The sequence below is a fragment of the Nocardia aobensis NBRC 100429 genome (assembly GCF_000308375.1).
Taxonomy (GTDB): domain Bacteria; phylum Actinomycetota; class Actinomycetes; order Mycobacteriales; family Mycobacteriaceae; genus Nocardia; species Nocardia aobensis.
The window spans coordinates 1-14,816 of the sequence record NZ_BAFQ01000298.1 but is presented as its reverse complement, the minus strand read 5'-3'; the positions used below and the strand labels follow the sequence as shown (position 1 = coordinate 14,816).

Annotated in this window: 16 protein-coding genes; 8 read left to right on the top strand and 8 right to left on the bottom strand. The window is 67.5% G+C overall.

Annotation, left to right across the window (positions count from 1 at the left end; genetic code table 11):
• Positions 1-38 precede the first annotated feature (38 nt).
• Together RJ03_RS34270 and RJ03_RS34265 are read right to left on the bottom strand one after the other, a co-directional pair.
• Complete coding sequence (locus RJ03_RS34270) at positions 39-479, bottom strand: DMT family transporter (RefSeq protein WP_083871556.1); 441 nt, start codon at positions 477-479, stop codon at positions 39-41.
• Between the two features lies 1 nt (position 480).
• A complete protein-coding gene (locus RJ03_RS34265) occupies positions 481-1,128 on the bottom strand; it encodes an FMN-dependent NADH-azoreductase (protein ID WP_036511349.1) in 648 nt (215 codons plus the stop codon).
• 107 nt (positions 1,129-1,235) lie between these two features.
• Here RJ03_RS34265 and RJ03_RS34260 point away from each other — a divergent pair, with 107 nt between their 5' ends.
• Complete coding sequence (locus RJ03_RS34260) at positions 1,236-1,859, top strand: TetR/AcrR family transcriptional regulator (RefSeq protein ID WP_051025654.1); 624 nt, start codon at positions 1,236-1,238, stop codon at positions 1,857-1,859.
• Positions 1,860-2,074: 215 nt separating this feature from the next.
• A complete protein-coding gene (locus RJ03_RS35510; protein WP_051025653.1) occupies positions 2,075-3,625 on the top strand; it encodes a glycosyltransferase family 39 protein in 1,551 nt (516 codons plus the stop codon).
• A 15-nt stretch (positions 3,626-3,640) separates the two neighbouring features.
• Here the strand turns inward: RJ03_RS35510 and RJ03_RS34250 are convergent, their stop codons facing one another.
• On the bottom strand, positions 3,641-4,912 hold the full coding sequence (locus tag RJ03_RS34250) for a PucR family transcriptional regulator (protein ID WP_245552481.1): 1,272 nt from the start codon (positions 4,910-4,912) through the stop codon (positions 3,641-3,643).
• A gap of 605 nt (positions 4,913-5,517) precedes the next feature.
• Here RJ03_RS34250 and RJ03_RS34245 point away from each other — a divergent pair.
• Together RJ03_RS34245 and RJ03_RS34240 are read left to right on the top strand one after the other, a co-directional pair.
• On the top strand, positions 5,518-6,735 hold the full coding sequence (locus RJ03_RS34245) for an esterase/lipase family protein (protein ID WP_036511346.1): 1,218 nt from the start codon (positions 5,518-5,520) through the stop codon (positions 6,733-6,735).
• A gap of 238 nt (positions 6,736-6,973) precedes the next feature.
• Positions 6,974-7,312, top strand: coding sequence for a hypothetical protein (locus tag RJ03_RS34240; RefSeq protein ID WP_157163602.1), 339 nt, complete (start codon positions 6,974-6,976; stop codon positions 7,310-7,312).
• Here RJ03_RS34240 and RJ03_RS34235 read toward each other — a convergent pair.
• Positions 7,293-8,672 carry an ABC1 kinase family protein gene (locus RJ03_RS34235; protein ID WP_036511340.1) on the bottom strand — a complete coding sequence of 460 codons (1,380 nt, stop codon included), beginning with the start codon at positions 8,670-8,672 and terminating at the stop codon, positions 7,293-7,295. The genes RJ03_RS34240 and RJ03_RS34235 overlap by 20 nt on opposite strands.
• Positions 8,673-8,926: 254 nt before the next feature.
• Between RJ03_RS34235 and RJ03_RS34230 the strand changes: the two genes are divergently transcribed.
• The 3 genes from RJ03_RS34230 to RJ03_RS34220 all read left to right on the top strand — a co-directional run bounded on the left by RJ03_RS34230 (position 8,927) and on the right by RJ03_RS34220 (position 10,900).
• Entirely contained in the window at positions 8,927-9,292 is a 366-nt protein-coding gene (locus RJ03_RS34230) for an STAS domain-containing protein (protein WP_036511337.1), read from the top strand.
• Positions 9,293-9,485: 193 nt separating this feature from the next.
• A complete protein-coding gene (locus tag RJ03_RS34225) occupies positions 9,486-10,121 on the top strand; it encodes a hypothetical protein (RefSeq protein ID WP_036511334.1) in 636 nt (211 codons plus the stop codon).
• 101 nt (positions 10,122-10,222) lie between these two features.
• Entirely contained in the window at positions 10,223-10,900 is a 678-nt protein-coding gene (locus RJ03_RS34220; protein ID WP_036511576.1) for a PAS and ANTAR domain-containing protein, read from the top strand.
• Between the two features lies 1 nt (position 10,901).
• Here the strand turns inward: RJ03_RS34220 and RJ03_RS34215 are convergent, their stop codons facing one another.
• From RJ03_RS34215 to RJ03_RS34200, 4 genes are all read right to left on the bottom strand, one after another.
• Positions 10,902-11,858 (bottom strand): acyl-ACP desaturase, encoded by a 957-nt coding sequence (locus RJ03_RS34215; protein ID WP_036511332.1) that lies wholly within the window; start codon positions 11,856-11,858, stop codon positions 10,902-10,904.
• A gap of 9 nt (positions 11,859-11,867) precedes the next feature.
• The gene (locus tag RJ03_RS34210) at positions 11,868-12,632 is read right to left on the bottom strand and encodes a sigma 54 modulation/S30EA ribosomal C-terminal domain-containing protein (protein WP_051025652.1); all 765 of its coding nucleotides are present in this window, start codon (positions 12,630-12,632) and stop codon (positions 11,868-11,870) included.
• Between the two features lie 147 nt (positions 12,633-12,779).
• Positions 12,780-13,391, bottom strand: a complete 612-nt coding sequence (locus RJ03_RS34205) for a malonic semialdehyde reductase (RefSeq protein WP_051025651.1) — start codon at positions 13,389-13,391, stop codon at positions 12,780-12,782.
• Positions 13,392-13,423: 32 nt separating this feature from the next.
• Entirely contained in the window at positions 13,424-13,843 is a 420-nt protein-coding gene (locus tag RJ03_RS34200; protein ID WP_036511328.1) for a nuclear transport factor 2 family protein, read from the bottom strand.
• Positions 13,844-14,029: 186 nt separating this feature from the next.
• Here RJ03_RS34200 and RJ03_RS34195 point away from each other — a divergent pair, with 186 nt between their 5' ends.
• Entirely contained in the window at positions 14,030-14,812 is a 783-nt protein-coding gene (locus RJ03_RS34195) for an SDR family NAD(P)-dependent oxidoreductase (RefSeq protein ID WP_036511325.1), read from the top strand.
• Positions 14,813-14,816: the final 4 nt, after the last annotated feature.

The following is a 14,816-nucleotide window of genomic DNA, read 5'->3' as shown; positions in this document are numbered from 1 at the left end:
CGACCGTGAGAGTGGCCCGGCCGGGGCCTGCGATCGACTCAGTGGTGCCGGCGGTGGTAGCCCCATGTGGTCGTGGTCGCACCGCTCCCGGTCGTGGAAGCGGTTGCCGTGTCGGAAGAGCCCGTCGCAGTAGAAGTAGTGCCAGTCGACGCCTTCTCGCCATCGGGATTGGTGATCCGAGCCAGGATGATGCCGCCGATGATCATGGACAGCGCCAGCATCCGGCCCGCGCTCACCGGGTCCTTCTGTACGACGATCCCGAGGGCGATCGCGCCGGCCGCGCCGATGCCGGTGAAGATGGCGTAGGCGGTGCCCACCGGCAGTGACTGCATGGCATGGGACAGCAGGTACACCGCGATCGCCGCGAGTACGAAGCACAGCAGGGTGGGTAGCGGCTTGGTGAAATTCTGGGTCGGCTTGATGGACTGGGACCACGCGATCTCGACCGCACCGGCCAAACCCAGGACGAGCCAGTTCATTTCAGTACTCCTTACCCAGGGTGCGGGCGGTGTCGAGCGCGGCGGCGTAGGAGGCGTCGTGCTTGTCGCGTAGGTGGGCGAGCGCCGGGTCCTGGCGCGAGTTCACCAGTTCGGCATTGACGAAAACCGTGTCCTCGACGGCGAAATGGCCGGCGAAGAAGTCGCGGAGATAGCGCTCCTGATAGTCGTAGATCGCCTTCGGTGTGCCCGGCGAGTACGCGCCGCCGCGCGCGGTGACGACCACGAATCGGGTGGGGGCCAGTGACATTCGCGGGAAGGTGATCTGATCCAGCCACGCCTTGAGACCGGCCGGGATCGAGTAGTTGTACATCGGCGTGCCGATCAGCACGACATCGGCGGCTCGGAGTTCGGCCAGCAGCGGCTCGACGATCTCCCAGGCACGCTGCTGGGCGGGGGAATCCACCAGCTCGCCCAGGCGGTCGAGGTCGGCGGCGCCGTGGGCCAGCACGCGGTCGCACAGTTCGGTCCAGCCCTCGTCGATGAACGGGATCGGATCGGCGGCCAGATCGCGGTGGGTGTAGGTGGCGTCGGGATGTTCGGCACGCCAGGCGGCGGCGAAGGCGGCGCCCAGTTCGCGGCTGATCGAGGTACGGCGGGCGCTGGCGTCGAGGTGCAGCAGGGTGGTCATTTGGTCAGTCTCCGATCAACTGGACAGCATGTCCGTTTACTGCTCCGATGCTAGAACCTAACTGGACAGATTGTCCAGTTGAATCCTCGGGGGCTACAGTGAGCTGCATGGACAGCTCCGGCCTCCCACTGCTCAACGACCCGTCCGCGCCCGCCGAGCGCGCCGACGCCGCTCGTAACCGGGCCAAGGTGCTGGCCGCCGCGGCGGCGCTGTTCGCCGAGCATGACCCGCGCACGGTCACCATGGACGACATCGCCAAGGCTGCCGGGGTCGGGCGGGGGACGCTGTATCGGCGCTATCCGGACGTGAGATCCATTGCCGTCGCCCTACTCGACGAGCATGAGCGGGCACTGCAGGAGCAGCTGCTGCGCGGCGAATCACCGCTCGGGCCGGGCGCACCGCCGGGTGAACGGCTGGCCGCGTTCTACGCTGCGATGGTCGAATTGCTGGACACTCACGCCCATCTGGTCCTCGGTGCGGAGACCGGCGGCGCGCGGTTCCGCACCGGGGCCTATCAATTCTGGGCGATGCACGTACGCGCGCTGCTCACCGAAGCCGGTGTGGCCGAACCTGATTCACTCGTGGACGCGTTGCTCGCACCGCTCGCCGCCGAGGTGTACCGGCACCAGCGCGAGCGCGGGCTCGGTTCCGAGCAGATCGCCGCGGGGCTGGCGAAACTCGCACACGGCCTCCTGGATCCCGACGCTCATGGAATCGACCGTAGAAGCTGAACCATGGTTGGTGCGACTCGTCCGGGGCTGACGGCAGGTGGCCAGAGGTCGAGCAGTCTACGTGTGGTGCGGGACTTCGGAATGGTTCACGAACGGTAACGTGCGGCTTTGTGACGAACCGTAGCCGCTGCGCCGAAAGCCGTTGTCGGCCATAGGATTTATCTCACCGGGCGGCGAATGTGCGCCCGTCGTGTCTGCACTGTCGGAGGTCGCCCGTGAGCGCCGCCATTGATGCCACCGGTTCCCACACCTCGGAAAACCTCCCCCCGTTCGCATTACGTGAACTGACCATCCTCGTCGGCGGCCTGCTCGTGCTGTTGACCGCGCGGCTGGGGCGGTATCCGTTGTGGGGCGACGAGTTGTACATGGTGCCGGCGGGGCGGCGGTTGTCGTGGAGTTATGCCGATCAGGGGCCGTTGGTGCCGTTGCAGGCCTATCTGTCGGATCTGGTGGCCCCCGGTTCGGCGGTGGTGTTGCGACTGCCGGTAGTGGTGTTGACGGCTGCGACGGTTGTGCTCGCGGCGGTGATCGCTCGGGAACTGGGCGGGGGACGGGCCGCGCAGGTGACGGCGGCGCTCGGTTACACGTGCACGCCGTTCGCGGTGCAGCAGTCGGCGGCGCTGAGCACCTTCGCCTATGACGCCGCGTTGACGACGCTCGTCTGCTGGCTGGTGATCCGGTGGGTGCGCACGCGCCGGGATGCGTTGCTGATCGTGGCCGCGCTCGCTTCCGCTGTCGATTTCCAGGTCAAATGGCTGATCCTGGCGGTCTGGGCGTTGCTCGGGCTGGGGGTGCTGGTGTGGGGGCCGCGGCAGGTGTTGCGTCGGCCCGCGCTCTGGATCGGCGTGGCGATCGTCGCGGTGTCCATGGTGCCGGCGCTGGTGTGGCAGGCGCGCCACGGCTGGCCGCAGCTCGCCATGGGGGCGGCGATCGAGGGGGAGCAGACGACGATGGTCGACGGGCGATTCGCCTCGGCGGTGCGTGAACTCGTGCTGACCACGGGGCCGGGCGGGATCCTGCTGCTGATCGGGATCTGGGCGGTCTTCCGCGCGCCGGACCTGCGGTGGGTGCGGTTTCTCCTGCCCCTGGGACTGCTGCCGTTGGCGGCGGTGCTGGTGGCCGGACTGCGTCCGTACTACCTGGGCGACGGGTTCGCGCTCTTCTTCGCCACGGCCGCGGTGCATCTCGTCGGAGACGGGCTGCGGGGCCGGGTCGGCAAGGCGCTCGCGGGCTACTGCGCCGCCGGAATGGTGGTCGTGGTGGCGGCGGTGTGCATACTGCCGCTCCCGCAGTCCTGGCTGCACGGGCCCGCGATCCGCAACGGCGACATGGCGATTCGCGCGCAGTTCTTCGGATTACGTGGGTGGCCGCAACTCGTCGACACCGTCTCCCGCGCCGTCGACACCGTGCCGGAGGCCGAGCGGGCCCGCCTGGTGATCGTGACCCAGAACTACTGGCAGGCCAGTGCGCTGGCGGTGCTCGGGTCCGCAAATCTTCCGCCGGTGTACAGCGCGAGCCGGGGTTACGGCTACTTCGGGCCGCCACCGGATTCCGCGACCCTGGTGCTGTACGTCGGCGGCGTCGATCTGCAGCGGGAGTTGCCGGCTCGCTTCACGACCGTCGTCCCGGTGGCTCGTCTCGACGACCCGAGTGGATTTCAAGGGGTGAACTATGGCATCCGGGTGTCGTTGTGTGCCAACCCGATTCGTTCGTGGTCGCAGATCTGGCCCGAAATGATGACGCTGCGCATCGACCACGGCGCCTGAGCCGTGCGTCGCGGATCAGGCGGACCGGCGTGACTGTCCCGCCCGATCCGGGGACGTCGATGGGGCCGTCGACGAGGTGCCGCCGCGAGCGATGAGTGCGGAGCGCAGATACCACAGACCTTGGCTTCGGGAAGGGTCGAAGCCGGTCAATTGCCCGATGCGCCGGAGCCGGTAATCGATGGTATTCGGGTGGATATTCAATTGCCGTGCGGTACGCCGGCGATTCATATCGGTGTGGAAGAAGATATGCAGCGTTCGCAGAAGTTCGGGGTGATCGTCGAGCGGCGCGATACGCGTTTCCAATATCCGGCGGCCGATTCCCGGGCGGGTCAATTGGTATTGCAGCGCGAGGTCGTCGAATTTGTGTAATCCGGGGCCGATTCCGATCGATTCGGTGGTGTCGAGAAGTTCGTGGGTTCGTCGGGCGGCCGCGGGGACGGCGCCGGTGGCGCATCGGGTCATGACCGCGGTGACCGCAGCCGCGGCGTAGTCGGCCACCACCTCGACCACGCGGTCGAGTTCGGGCTCGCCGCAGACGTCGGCGGGCAGCAGGATCGTTCCGCCGTCGACCGACAGCATCGCCAGTGCGCGGTCCTGGAATTGGCGGGTCAGCGCCGATTGGATGCGGCGCAGCTTGCGTCCGGCGACCACGTGCCGATCGAGACCGGGACGGTTCTCGTCGGGATGCGCGCCCACGTGGACGGCGAGCACGTAGTACTCGTCGGCGATCGGAATGCCGCATTCTCGAGCCACTTTCGAGCTGGCCTGCCCGGCGAGCAGCGCCGAGGTGAGGGTGTGGACGGCGGTGTGGTGGTCGCCGGAGGTGGCCTTCAGTTCGCGCACGTACGCCCTGCTGATGGCGCCGGTGCACAGGTCCGACAGCTCCACCGCGGCGCTCGTCCACGCGATGAGGCGATCGCAACTCGGCTCGCCCGAGCGTGCGACGACGACCTCGAGGGCTTCGCCGAATCCGACGTGCATCGCGTGCAGCACCTTCTCGATCGGCAGGTCGGCGCGAGCCCATCGAGCGGCCGCGACCTGCAGGAACGCCGCGGGATCGGCGGTGGCGGCCGCGGTTCCACGCTCGCTCGCCCACCGCATGCACACGCGGATCATGGCTTTCACGTCGCCGTCGAGCAGGGGGCGCGGCAGTGCGGTGAAGGGGTGGATTTTCGTGCGCAGATGCGACAGGAGGAGCTCGGCCAGGCGGTCGGCGTCGCCGGCGGTCAGGGCTCCGGGACTCGGGGTGGGCGCGATCGGGGCTCGCGGCGCTGATCGGGTCGTCACAGGTGACCTCCTCGTCACGGCTGCGGGGTGGTGTCCGGCCGCCGGCATGGTGCCGCCGTCCAGGATTCGAAGATAATGCGAGTCCTGGCTCACCTTCTACTCGGATTCGCAGACTTTTCTGCTGGTATCTGTCACTGCTCTGAACTGCGTAAACAGCTGCACTGGACGCAGTATCCAGAGCGGTGAACGCATATAACTGTCCGACCGCTCACTTTTACACGCGGTTCGATGGACCCTCGCGACCCCGTGGCCGGCGACGCAAGCCCGTGCCGCTCCGAAGCCTGGGTTCGCGTCGGGATCCGCCCGTCCGGAGCGCGGCCGGATCCCGCGCCCGATTGCGACTCGTCGGGCGTAACCGCGCGGGCGACAATGCGTGTCGCGCAGGTGAGCGATGAATTGTCCGTCCGGTCGTCCCGCGATATCGGCACAGTGAAAGAACCGACTGTGTGGAGTCATGGCGCCCCCGGAATTGTTTCGTGAACCCGTGAAGACATCGCCGCAACGCACGCCGCGCGCTCGATTGTCTCCGTAGCGTTTGCTCGCGAATTCCGGAAACGTCGATCGGCGACTTTCCGGGCAGCGAATTCGACGATGTCAGGAACACCATGAAAAAAAGTCTTCGCCGCAGTTGTACGAGTGCGGCCATTGTCGCGGCGGCCGCCGCACTCACGGTAGGGCTCACCGGCGTCGGCGCCGGCGCCGATCCCGTCGGCGATCAGCAGCAGGAGCAGCAGCTCGCGGAGATGATCACGCACGGGTTGAAGAATCCCTCCGCGCATGCGATCGCCGATTCCGGGAGCTCCGGCACCGGTTCGGCCTGCACCTCGGGCAGCGGCGCCGGATCGGGCAACGGGTCCGGTGACTGTTACGGCGGTTCGGGTTCGAGTTCGGGATCCTCCGGTGGAACCTCCAGTGACACAGTGGGTTACGGTCCGGCGCAGAGTTCGTTCCTGGCCGCCTTCGGGTACGGGCTGCTGAATCCGGATGTCGCGCCGCCGGGGACCAACGACTGGAATTGCAAACCCACCGCGGCGCATCCGGAGCCGGTGGTGCTGGTGCACGGCACGTGGGAGAACGCCTATGACAACTTCTCCTACATCAGCCAGCCGATCCACGACGCCGGCTACTGCGTGTTCACCTTCAACTACGGCAAGTCGAACCTGATCCAGGGCGGCGGCCTGGGGTCGGTGCTGCCGGGGACCAACGGCACCGGGTACATCCAGGATTCGTCGAAACAGTTGGCGCAGTTCGTCGATCGGGTGCTGGCGGCGACCGGGTCGCAGAAGGTGAATCTGGTCGGCCATTCCCAGGGTGGCGCGATGTCGCGGTGGTATCTGAAGTTCGACGGTGGTGCGGCGAAGGTGCATCACATGATGACCTTCGGCGCCACCAACCACGGCACCTCACTGGACGGCATCGGCGCGCTGGGACGGATGATCAACAATCTCGGCATCGACGTGCTGGGGCTGGTGGAGATCTTCGTCGGCCACGCGGGCATTCAGCAGACGATCGGCTCGGATTTCGTGAACCAGCTCAACGCCGGCGGGGACACGATGCCGGGTGTGGACTACACGGTGGTCGGCAGTCGCTACGACGAGATCACCAACCCCTACGATCTGACGTTCCTGAAGCCCGGCCCGGGTGCGACGGTCGACAACATCACCCTGCAGGACGGATGTGAGCAGGACGTGTCGGATCACCTGACGATGATGTATTCGCCGCGGGTGCTCTCGATCATCCTGCATGCCCTCGATCCGGCTCAGACCCCGGCGCTGACCTGCAGCTTCAACCCGTGGCTGGTGGGTGGCGGCGGCAAGCTCTGACCCCGTGATGCTTGCTCGCCGGTGTGCGGGAGGAGTCGTGGACCTCCCGGCGCACCGGCGGGCATCCTCCGCCGCGGGACCGCGGTGGGTGTTACCGACACTCCCCATCGCAGCCGTCCCATCGCGGCGGCCGTGCCCACCGGGTGGATCGACCACCACCCGGTGGGCATCTCGGCTCTCGATGCCCGCCACCGCGCGGCCGAGGCGTTCGGTGTCGACGACGAATCCGGAGGTACCCATGCGCGACTTGCACTGCTACGCCATCGATCCCACGGTCGGCCGGTTGTTCGGCCGCCACTTCTACAGCGTCCGGCTGCAACCGCTCGAGGACGGATACGGCTGGGTCGTCTACGGGCATCCTCCGGCCAGGAGGATCGTCGCCGCACTCGTCTGCGCGGCGCGGCAACGCGGTTCGTTCGCGGAGTTGCGCGACTGCTGCACCTATATGGATCTGTGCGACGGGATGGAACGCTGGTGGGTGACCGACCTGGCGGCCGACAGCGACGGCTTCCTGTGCTGGTATGCCCGCGACCGGGGCTATCCCGGCGCGGTACCGATCACGACGATCGTGCCGTGAGCCGCCAGCGTGCGATGTCGGCGCCGATGTCGGTGGCCGGGGGTTCGTGGTAGAGCCATTCGCGGGCGAGGCGGTGCCAGTTGTTGGTGGTGTGCAGTTGGCCGAGGACGGCGTAGGTGAACAGGTCGGCGCGGCGGGAGAACACGTGCTCGGGTGGCAGGCGCTGGTGACGCATGCCGCTGAATTCCGCGGCGCGGGGGTCGACGGCGAGTACCACCGCGCTGGTGGCCAATTCGGGTGTGACGGTGATGTCCTCGTCGATCAGATGCCAACCGGTCGCGGCCCAGATGTAGCCGAGGCATTCGTCGGGTGTGACTCCGGCGTCGGGATCGACGATGCCCTGTGCCACCCAGGCGTGGTAGATATCCTCGGCGCGGTATTCGCCTGCGGCGCAGATGATGTCGCGTTCGAGTTCGACGTCGGCGGGACTCATCGCGGTGTAGAGCCCGAAGTCGACGAAGGCGAGCCGCCCGTCGGAGGCGAGCATGATGTTGCCCGGATGCGGGTCGCCGCAGAACTCGTGGTCGGTGAACAGGGAGGTGATGTAGAAGCGGTAGATCAGCTCCCCGAGGCGGGTGCGGTCGGCGTCGGGCAGGGCGCGCATGTGCCCGAACGGCTCGCCGTCGACCAGTTCGGTGACCAGAACGTTGGGGCCGCAGCAGGATTCGATGCTGTCGGGCACGCTGATATAGGGATGGCCGCGGTAGCGGGTGGCCACGTGGTGCTGGGTGCGGGCCTCGCGCGGATAGTCGAGTTCGCTGCCGATGTTGCGGGCGATCTCGGCGAGCACCTCTTCGTCGGCGGCGCTGGGCAGGACCGCCTTCCAGAGGCGGCTGATCAACATCAGATTGCGCATATCGGCTTCGACCGCGCGGTCGACACCGGGATATTTGACCTTGACCGCGACCGCTCGTCCGTCGCGCAGCCGAGCGCGGTAGACCTGCCCGATGGAGGCGGCGGCGATCGGGGTCTCGTCGAAGTCGGCGAAGATGCGCGCCATCGGGCCGAGGTCGTTCTCGATCACCGTGCGCATGGCGGAGAACGGGAACGCCGGCGCCTGATCGCGCAGTTGCGCGAGTTTGGTGCGGAACATCTCGCGTTGTTCTTCCGGCAGCAGATCGAGATCGAGCACCGACAACATCTGCCCGAGCTTCATCGCGGCGCCCTTCATGCCGCCGAGCACGGTGACCAGTTGCTGGGCGGCCTGCATCGCCGAGCGTTCACTCAAGCGCCGGCGGGCCTCTTCGGTGCGGCCCACCATCGACAGCCGGGAGCCGACCCCGCGCAGCGCCTGTCCCGCGGCGAGCCGGCCCATCTTGCTGCCGCGCGAGATGCGGCCGTGGGGGACCCGATTGCTCACTGCTCAACCTCCATCGCTTCGGACCTGGCGCGTGCCGCTCACCGCACCGGACCGATGTGGGGGCGAGGCGAGGCCAAGCTACCGGCCCGCCCGCGAGTGTTCGGCCGTCCGGCTCCACTCGCGTGAATATCACGAAAATCCGGCGCCGAAGTCGGAACAGCACACAGACCGCGGACGAGTGCTGCGAAAAAAAGAGGTTTGGGCTCGCGTGAGGGGGGTTGTATACGAGTGTGAGGTACGGCGGTGACGAGGAGATGAGTGTCTTGGTGGATGACAGCGGCTTGAGCGTCGAGGTCGACCGGACCGGCGGCGCGCTCGTCATATCGGCGCACGGTGATGTCGACGCGATGACGGCCGATCAACTGCAGAGTGTGCTGGACCGGATGAGCGAGGCATTCGAGGACGCCGATCAGGCCGCGCCGGTGATCGATCTGTCCGGGGTGGGTTTCCTGGGATCGGCCGGGCTGAGTGTGCTGCACGCGGCGGCGACCACGGTGACTCCCCGCCGGTTGCGCGTGGTCGCATCGGGTGCGGCCAAACGCGTCATCCAGGTCACCGGTCTGGATCGGATGGTCTCGGTGTACGACGATCTGCCCAGCGCAGGTGTGGTCGCTGGGTGATCTGACACCGGGTGAGCCGACAGCAGAACGCCGCCGGGTGGCATTCCCGGCGGCGTCCGTATCTGGTCGACGTCCCACAAGCGCCTCTCGGCGAGTGGTCGCTCGTAGCGACTGAAGGGTGCGGCCCGGGGCTGTTCGGACGCCGACAGGGGGTTCAACCGCGATACCCGGCGCGCTATTTCCGTCCCGGCCTGTGACGTGTCCCACCAGTGTCGACGGGCTGTTCGGCGGGGTCGTTCCCGAACTCGCGCGCTGCCTCGACTCGTTGTTCGCGGGCGGCCGCGCGATCGTGGGCACGTGCCGCGGCCTCGTGCCGATCCGCGGCCGCCCCGATGCGCGCGACCTTGTACCGGCAACGTTGCGCGGGTCCGCCGGGAGGACGACTCTGGATGCCATGCGCGCCCGTGACGTGGAGATCGGGCATACCTATGTGGTGCTGGTCCCGCATCGACTGCCGGTCGCCCGCTATCCCGATCGCGAGCGACTGGGGACCTCGATGTGGGTGGCGAGCCTGTTGACGGGTGCGCGTTTCCGGCTCACGGCCTCCAACGTCGACTACGACACCGATCCGGTGACGGTCGAGGGACTGCGACTCATCGAACGCTCGCACACCGAGGTCACGCTCACCGACGACCAGGCCGCCGCTCTGGGGTTGGCCCCGAAGCAGGGATATCGCGTCGTGGGGTCGCTTGTCGACCGCACCGGACACGTGGCGTGCCTGCCCTCGATCGAACCGATCCGGGTGCCGGTGCGGTGGCTGCGTCCCGCCGACGACCCCCGCTTGGCGCGGAGCACTCACCGCGACGCGGACCTGTGGCCCTTCATGTGAGCAGCATCGCGAAACGACGCGCGGTTTTCGGCACTGCCGTCCCGGACTCCGCTACCCGCACGGTCTCCACCGGCCATAATCGTTTCGTGCGGCGCAACGGCATGGACAACGAACACGATCACACGGCACGGGAGACGGCACCGGCTGAGCCGATCGGCGTGCCGCGGGTCGGATCCTTCCGGTTCTGGTTCGCGACGCGACGCTGGGAATGGTCGGAAGAGGTGTACCGGATGCACGGCTACACCCCCGGCAGCGTCGTGCCGACCACCGAACTGCTGCTGTCGCACAAACATCCCGACGACCGCGACGATGTGGCCGCGCGCATCGCCCGCGCGGTCGACTTGGGGGAATCGTTCTCCAGCCGGCATCGGTTCATCGATACCGCTGGCACTGTGCACAACGTGATGGTGGTCGCCGACCGTCTCTACGACGAGGCCGGTGCCGTCACCGGCACCGCCGGCTTCTACATCGACCTGACCGAGACCCTCGCCGAGAGCGAACGCGAGACGCTGTCGGCGGCTCTGCCCGACGTCATCGAGCATCGCGCGGTGATCGAACAGGCCAAGGGGGTGCTGATGCGGATGTATCGGGTCAGTGCCGAGCAGGCGTTCAAAATCCTGTCCTGGCGCTCCCAGGAGACCAACACCAAACTCCGCGACCTGGCCGCCCAGCTGATCGCCGAACTGCCGACCCTTCCGGACGCGGAGCCGCAGACACTCACCGCCTTCGACCATCTGCTGCTCACCGTCCACACCCGCATACCGGGCCGTCCCCGCTGAATCAGGCGCGGGCGCGCTCGCGGGCCAGGGCTCGGTCGCGGTGTTCCTCGAAGCGGGGAATCTGCACCAGTTCCATATTCTCGAGGAAGGCGCCCAGTCGTTCCCGGGCCTGTTCGCCGCGTGGACCGAAGTCGGTGCGGCCGAAGATGTTCCATTGCCGGATCACCGGTTCGAGCACGTCCTCGTAGTGCTGGCGCAGATCGTAGACACCGTGTTTGGCCATCAGCACCCCGTTGCGGCGGAAGTCGGGCATTCCGGCGCCGGGCATCCTGAAGTTCTCGACGATGAGGTCGATGGCCGTCATCGCCTGATCGGGAACGAGATCCAACGCGGCCGCGCACAGGGTGCGGTAGAAGATCATGTGCAGGTTCTCGTCGAGTGCGACGCGCTGCAGCATGCGGTCCGCGATCGGATCGTCGCATACCTTGGCGGTGTTGCGGTGGCTGACGCGGGTGGCGAGTTCCTGAAAGCTCACGTACGCAACCGAATACAGGAAACCCGCTGCGCCGTCGAGGAGCCGGGCCACCCCCGGGGTGAAGCCGTTGGTCATATGGGTCATGCGGGTGTTCTCGAGCGCGACCGGGTCGACGCCGCGGGTGACCACGAGATAGTCGCGCAGCACGACGGAGTGGCGGTTCTCCTCGGCGGTCCAGCGGCCCACCCACGTTCCCCAGGCGCCGTCCTGCGAGAAGTTCTCGGCGATCTCGCGGTGGTAGGAGGGCAGGTTGTCCTCGGTGAGCAGATTGGTCACCAGCGCCGCCTTCGCCACCTCGCTGAGCGTGGATTGCCCGGGCTCCCAATCGGTTCCGCCGAGCATCGCGAAGTTGCGCCCGGCGTCCCAGGGGACGTAGTCGTGCGGATGCCACTCCTTGACCATCGACAGATGCCGGTTCAGCGCCGTGGCGGCGACCGGTTCGAGTTCGGTGAGAATTTCCCGTTGCGTCAACTCTCGTGCCACGCTGGTGATCTACCTTTCCGTGTCGAATTCGACCTCGGCACAGGGTGTGACGAGGGTGAGGTCCGCGTCGTAGCGGCGATACAGCAGATGTCCGCGCCCGGTGAAGGCGTCGAGGTAGAACAGGAACGGCAGGCCGTGCTCGCACAGCCGCTCCACCGCGCCGGGCTCGGTGAGGACCGGGGTCGGGCGCGAGTGCACCGTGAAGATCCGGCCGCCGGTATCGGACGGGGGATGCATTCGCGACCGGCGCGCCAGCCGCAGCCCCGACGGACCGGCCCGGTAGACGACGGCATCCTCACCGGTTTCGGCGTCGACGAACAGGTGAACGTCGAAGTCGAGCGCGTCCATCACCGCCACGGCCGACTTCGGGCGGAGGGTGTCGAGCGCGAACACCTTGCGGCGCACGATCTTTCCGACGGCGGCTTCCGCCAGCGCCGGTCGTGCCGGATCCGGCCAGTCCCGGACGGTTCCGCCGGTGAGCTGGCGTTCCAGCCGGACCACCACCGACAGCACCTCGTTGGGCCCGCGAGTGCGCACCTGCATCCGGACCGGGCGATCGTGCCGGGCGAGATTCACCTGCACCAGAAGAGGTTCGGCATCGCCGGCAGCGGCGGTGATCCGAACCCGGGCGCCGCCGGTGACGCAGTGGCGCGCCAGCAGCCGGCCCACCGCGCCGGCCACGCGTTCGGCCTCGAGTGCGGGCACCGGCCCGCGGGCGAAGATGACGATGTCCGGGAACGCTGTCGACGACCATCCCTGAGATTCCCGCACCACCCGATCGACCTCTCTCGCTCACCCGACCCGTTTCGACGCACGACAACTGTGCCGAGGCGCGGGGCGGCGCCCAAGAGGCGAAAGTCCCTTCGATGACGCACGAAATGCCCGATCGGACATTCCGATCGGGCTTCGGGCGGGCGCGGGTCAGACGGTCGTGACGACCTCGTCGTATTCCAGCCGCGGTGAGCGCGGGTACCAGGCGTCGGGGCCCGGCTTGCCGATATTGACCACGACCAGCGCGCTGTGCGTGCCCTCGGGGAAGAATTCCTTGTCGACACCGGCGGCGTCGAACCCGTTCATCGGGCCGGCGGCCAGGCCCGCGGCGCGGATGCCGAGGATGAAGTAGCCGATCTGGATCAGTGCGTTGAACCGCGCCGATTCGGCCCGGTAGTCGTCGTCGGTGAAGTAGTCCTTGGCGTCGGGGGCGTGCGGGAAAAGCTTGGGCAGGTGATCGTGGAAATTGAGGTCGGCGGCCAGAATCGCTGTCAGTGGCGCCTTTTCGGTCTTGGGCTTGTTGTTGTCGAGCATGTGCTCGACGAGGGCGGCGCGAGCCTCGGCGCCGCGCACCAGCACGATGCGCAGCGGCTGCTGATTCATCGAGGTCGGCGCGTATTTGACCAGCTCGTAGATCTCGCGGATCTGCTCGTCGCTCACCGGCTCGTCGGTGAAGGTGTTGGCGGTGCGGGCCGTGCGGAACAACAGGTCCTGGGCTTCGGCCGCGAGGGGCAGGTGCGTAGTGGGCTGAGCGGTGCTCACAGCGTAACTCCTTGTGGGGGTGAAGTTTTCGTTCAGTCGTGGGTGACGCGGCGGGAAAGGGTGCGTAGTTCACCGTCGACGCGGACGAGCACGTCGTGGACCACACAGCTCGGCGCGATCTCCGGCGCCGCGCCGGGCCGGATCTTGACCACCAGGCAGTACATCGTGGCGCCGATGCTGCCGTCGTCGCGCGGGGAGAGGTTGATCATGTTGAACCAGTGCCGGCGCTGCATCGGATCGCTGTCGAAGCGCTTGTGGAACTCCACCAGATCCGACACGATCCCGGCTCGGGTGCGCGCGGGCGGGCGGCCCGGAGTGTGCTCGAATTCGGCGTCCTCGGTGAAGGTTTCGGCGTATCCGGTGATGTCGCGGTTGTCCAGGCGCTGCATCTGATCGGCGTAGAACTGCTGGACCTCGGCGTACAGCTCGGCACGGCTGGCGACAGTGGTCATGGACGGCTCCTCGGAAGACGGTGTGGCCGCCGGTGTTCCGGGCGGACCTCGATCGCGCTCCACGGTCGCCGACGGCACTCGAGATTCGGTCGAGCCCGCGCCGATTTGACCGGTCTTATAGGGCCTTTCGCGACGCTGGTGGCCGGACGGGCCGGCGTAACCGGATCCAGCACCGATGGAGGAGATATGGCGGACAGTCAGCGTGTGGCGCTGGTCAGCGGAGCGACCAGCGGAATGGGCTTGCAGATCACGAAAAACCTGGCGGCACAGGGTGTTGCGGTGTTCATCTGTGCTCGCGACGAGCAGCGGGTGGCCGATACGGCCAAGCAGTTGCAGGACGACGGGTTCGCGGTCGACGGGGTGGGCTGCGACGTTCGCGACGCCGCGCAGATCCGGGAGTACGTCGATGCCGGGGTCCGGCGGTTCGGCCCGGTCGACATCCTGGTCAACAATGCCGGTCGCAGCGGCGGCGGCGTGACCGCGCAGATCGAGGACCAGTTGTGGCTCGACGTGATCGAGACGAACCTGCACAGCGTCTTCTACGCCACCAAGGCCGCGCTCACCGCCGGCGGCATGCTCGAGCGCGGTAGCGGCCGGATCGTCAACATCGCCTCGACCGGCGGTAAGCAGGGTGTGCTCCACGGCGCGCCGTATTCGGCCTCCAAGCACGGGGTCGTCGGCTTCACCAAGGCGCTGGGGCTGGAGCTGGCCAAGACCGGGATCACGGTCAACGCGGTCTGCCCCGGATTCGTGGAAACGCCGATGGCCGAACGGGTTCGCGAGGTGTATTCGGGTCTGTGGGGTGTCGATACCGACGAGGTGCACGCGCGCGTGAGCGCCCGGGTGCCGATCGGCCGCTACGTCCAGGTCGACGAGGTGGCCGCGATGGTCGACTACCTGATCTCGCCGGCCGCCGCCGCCGTGACCGCACAGGCATTGAATGTCTGTGGCGGCCTGGGCAACTACTGACCGG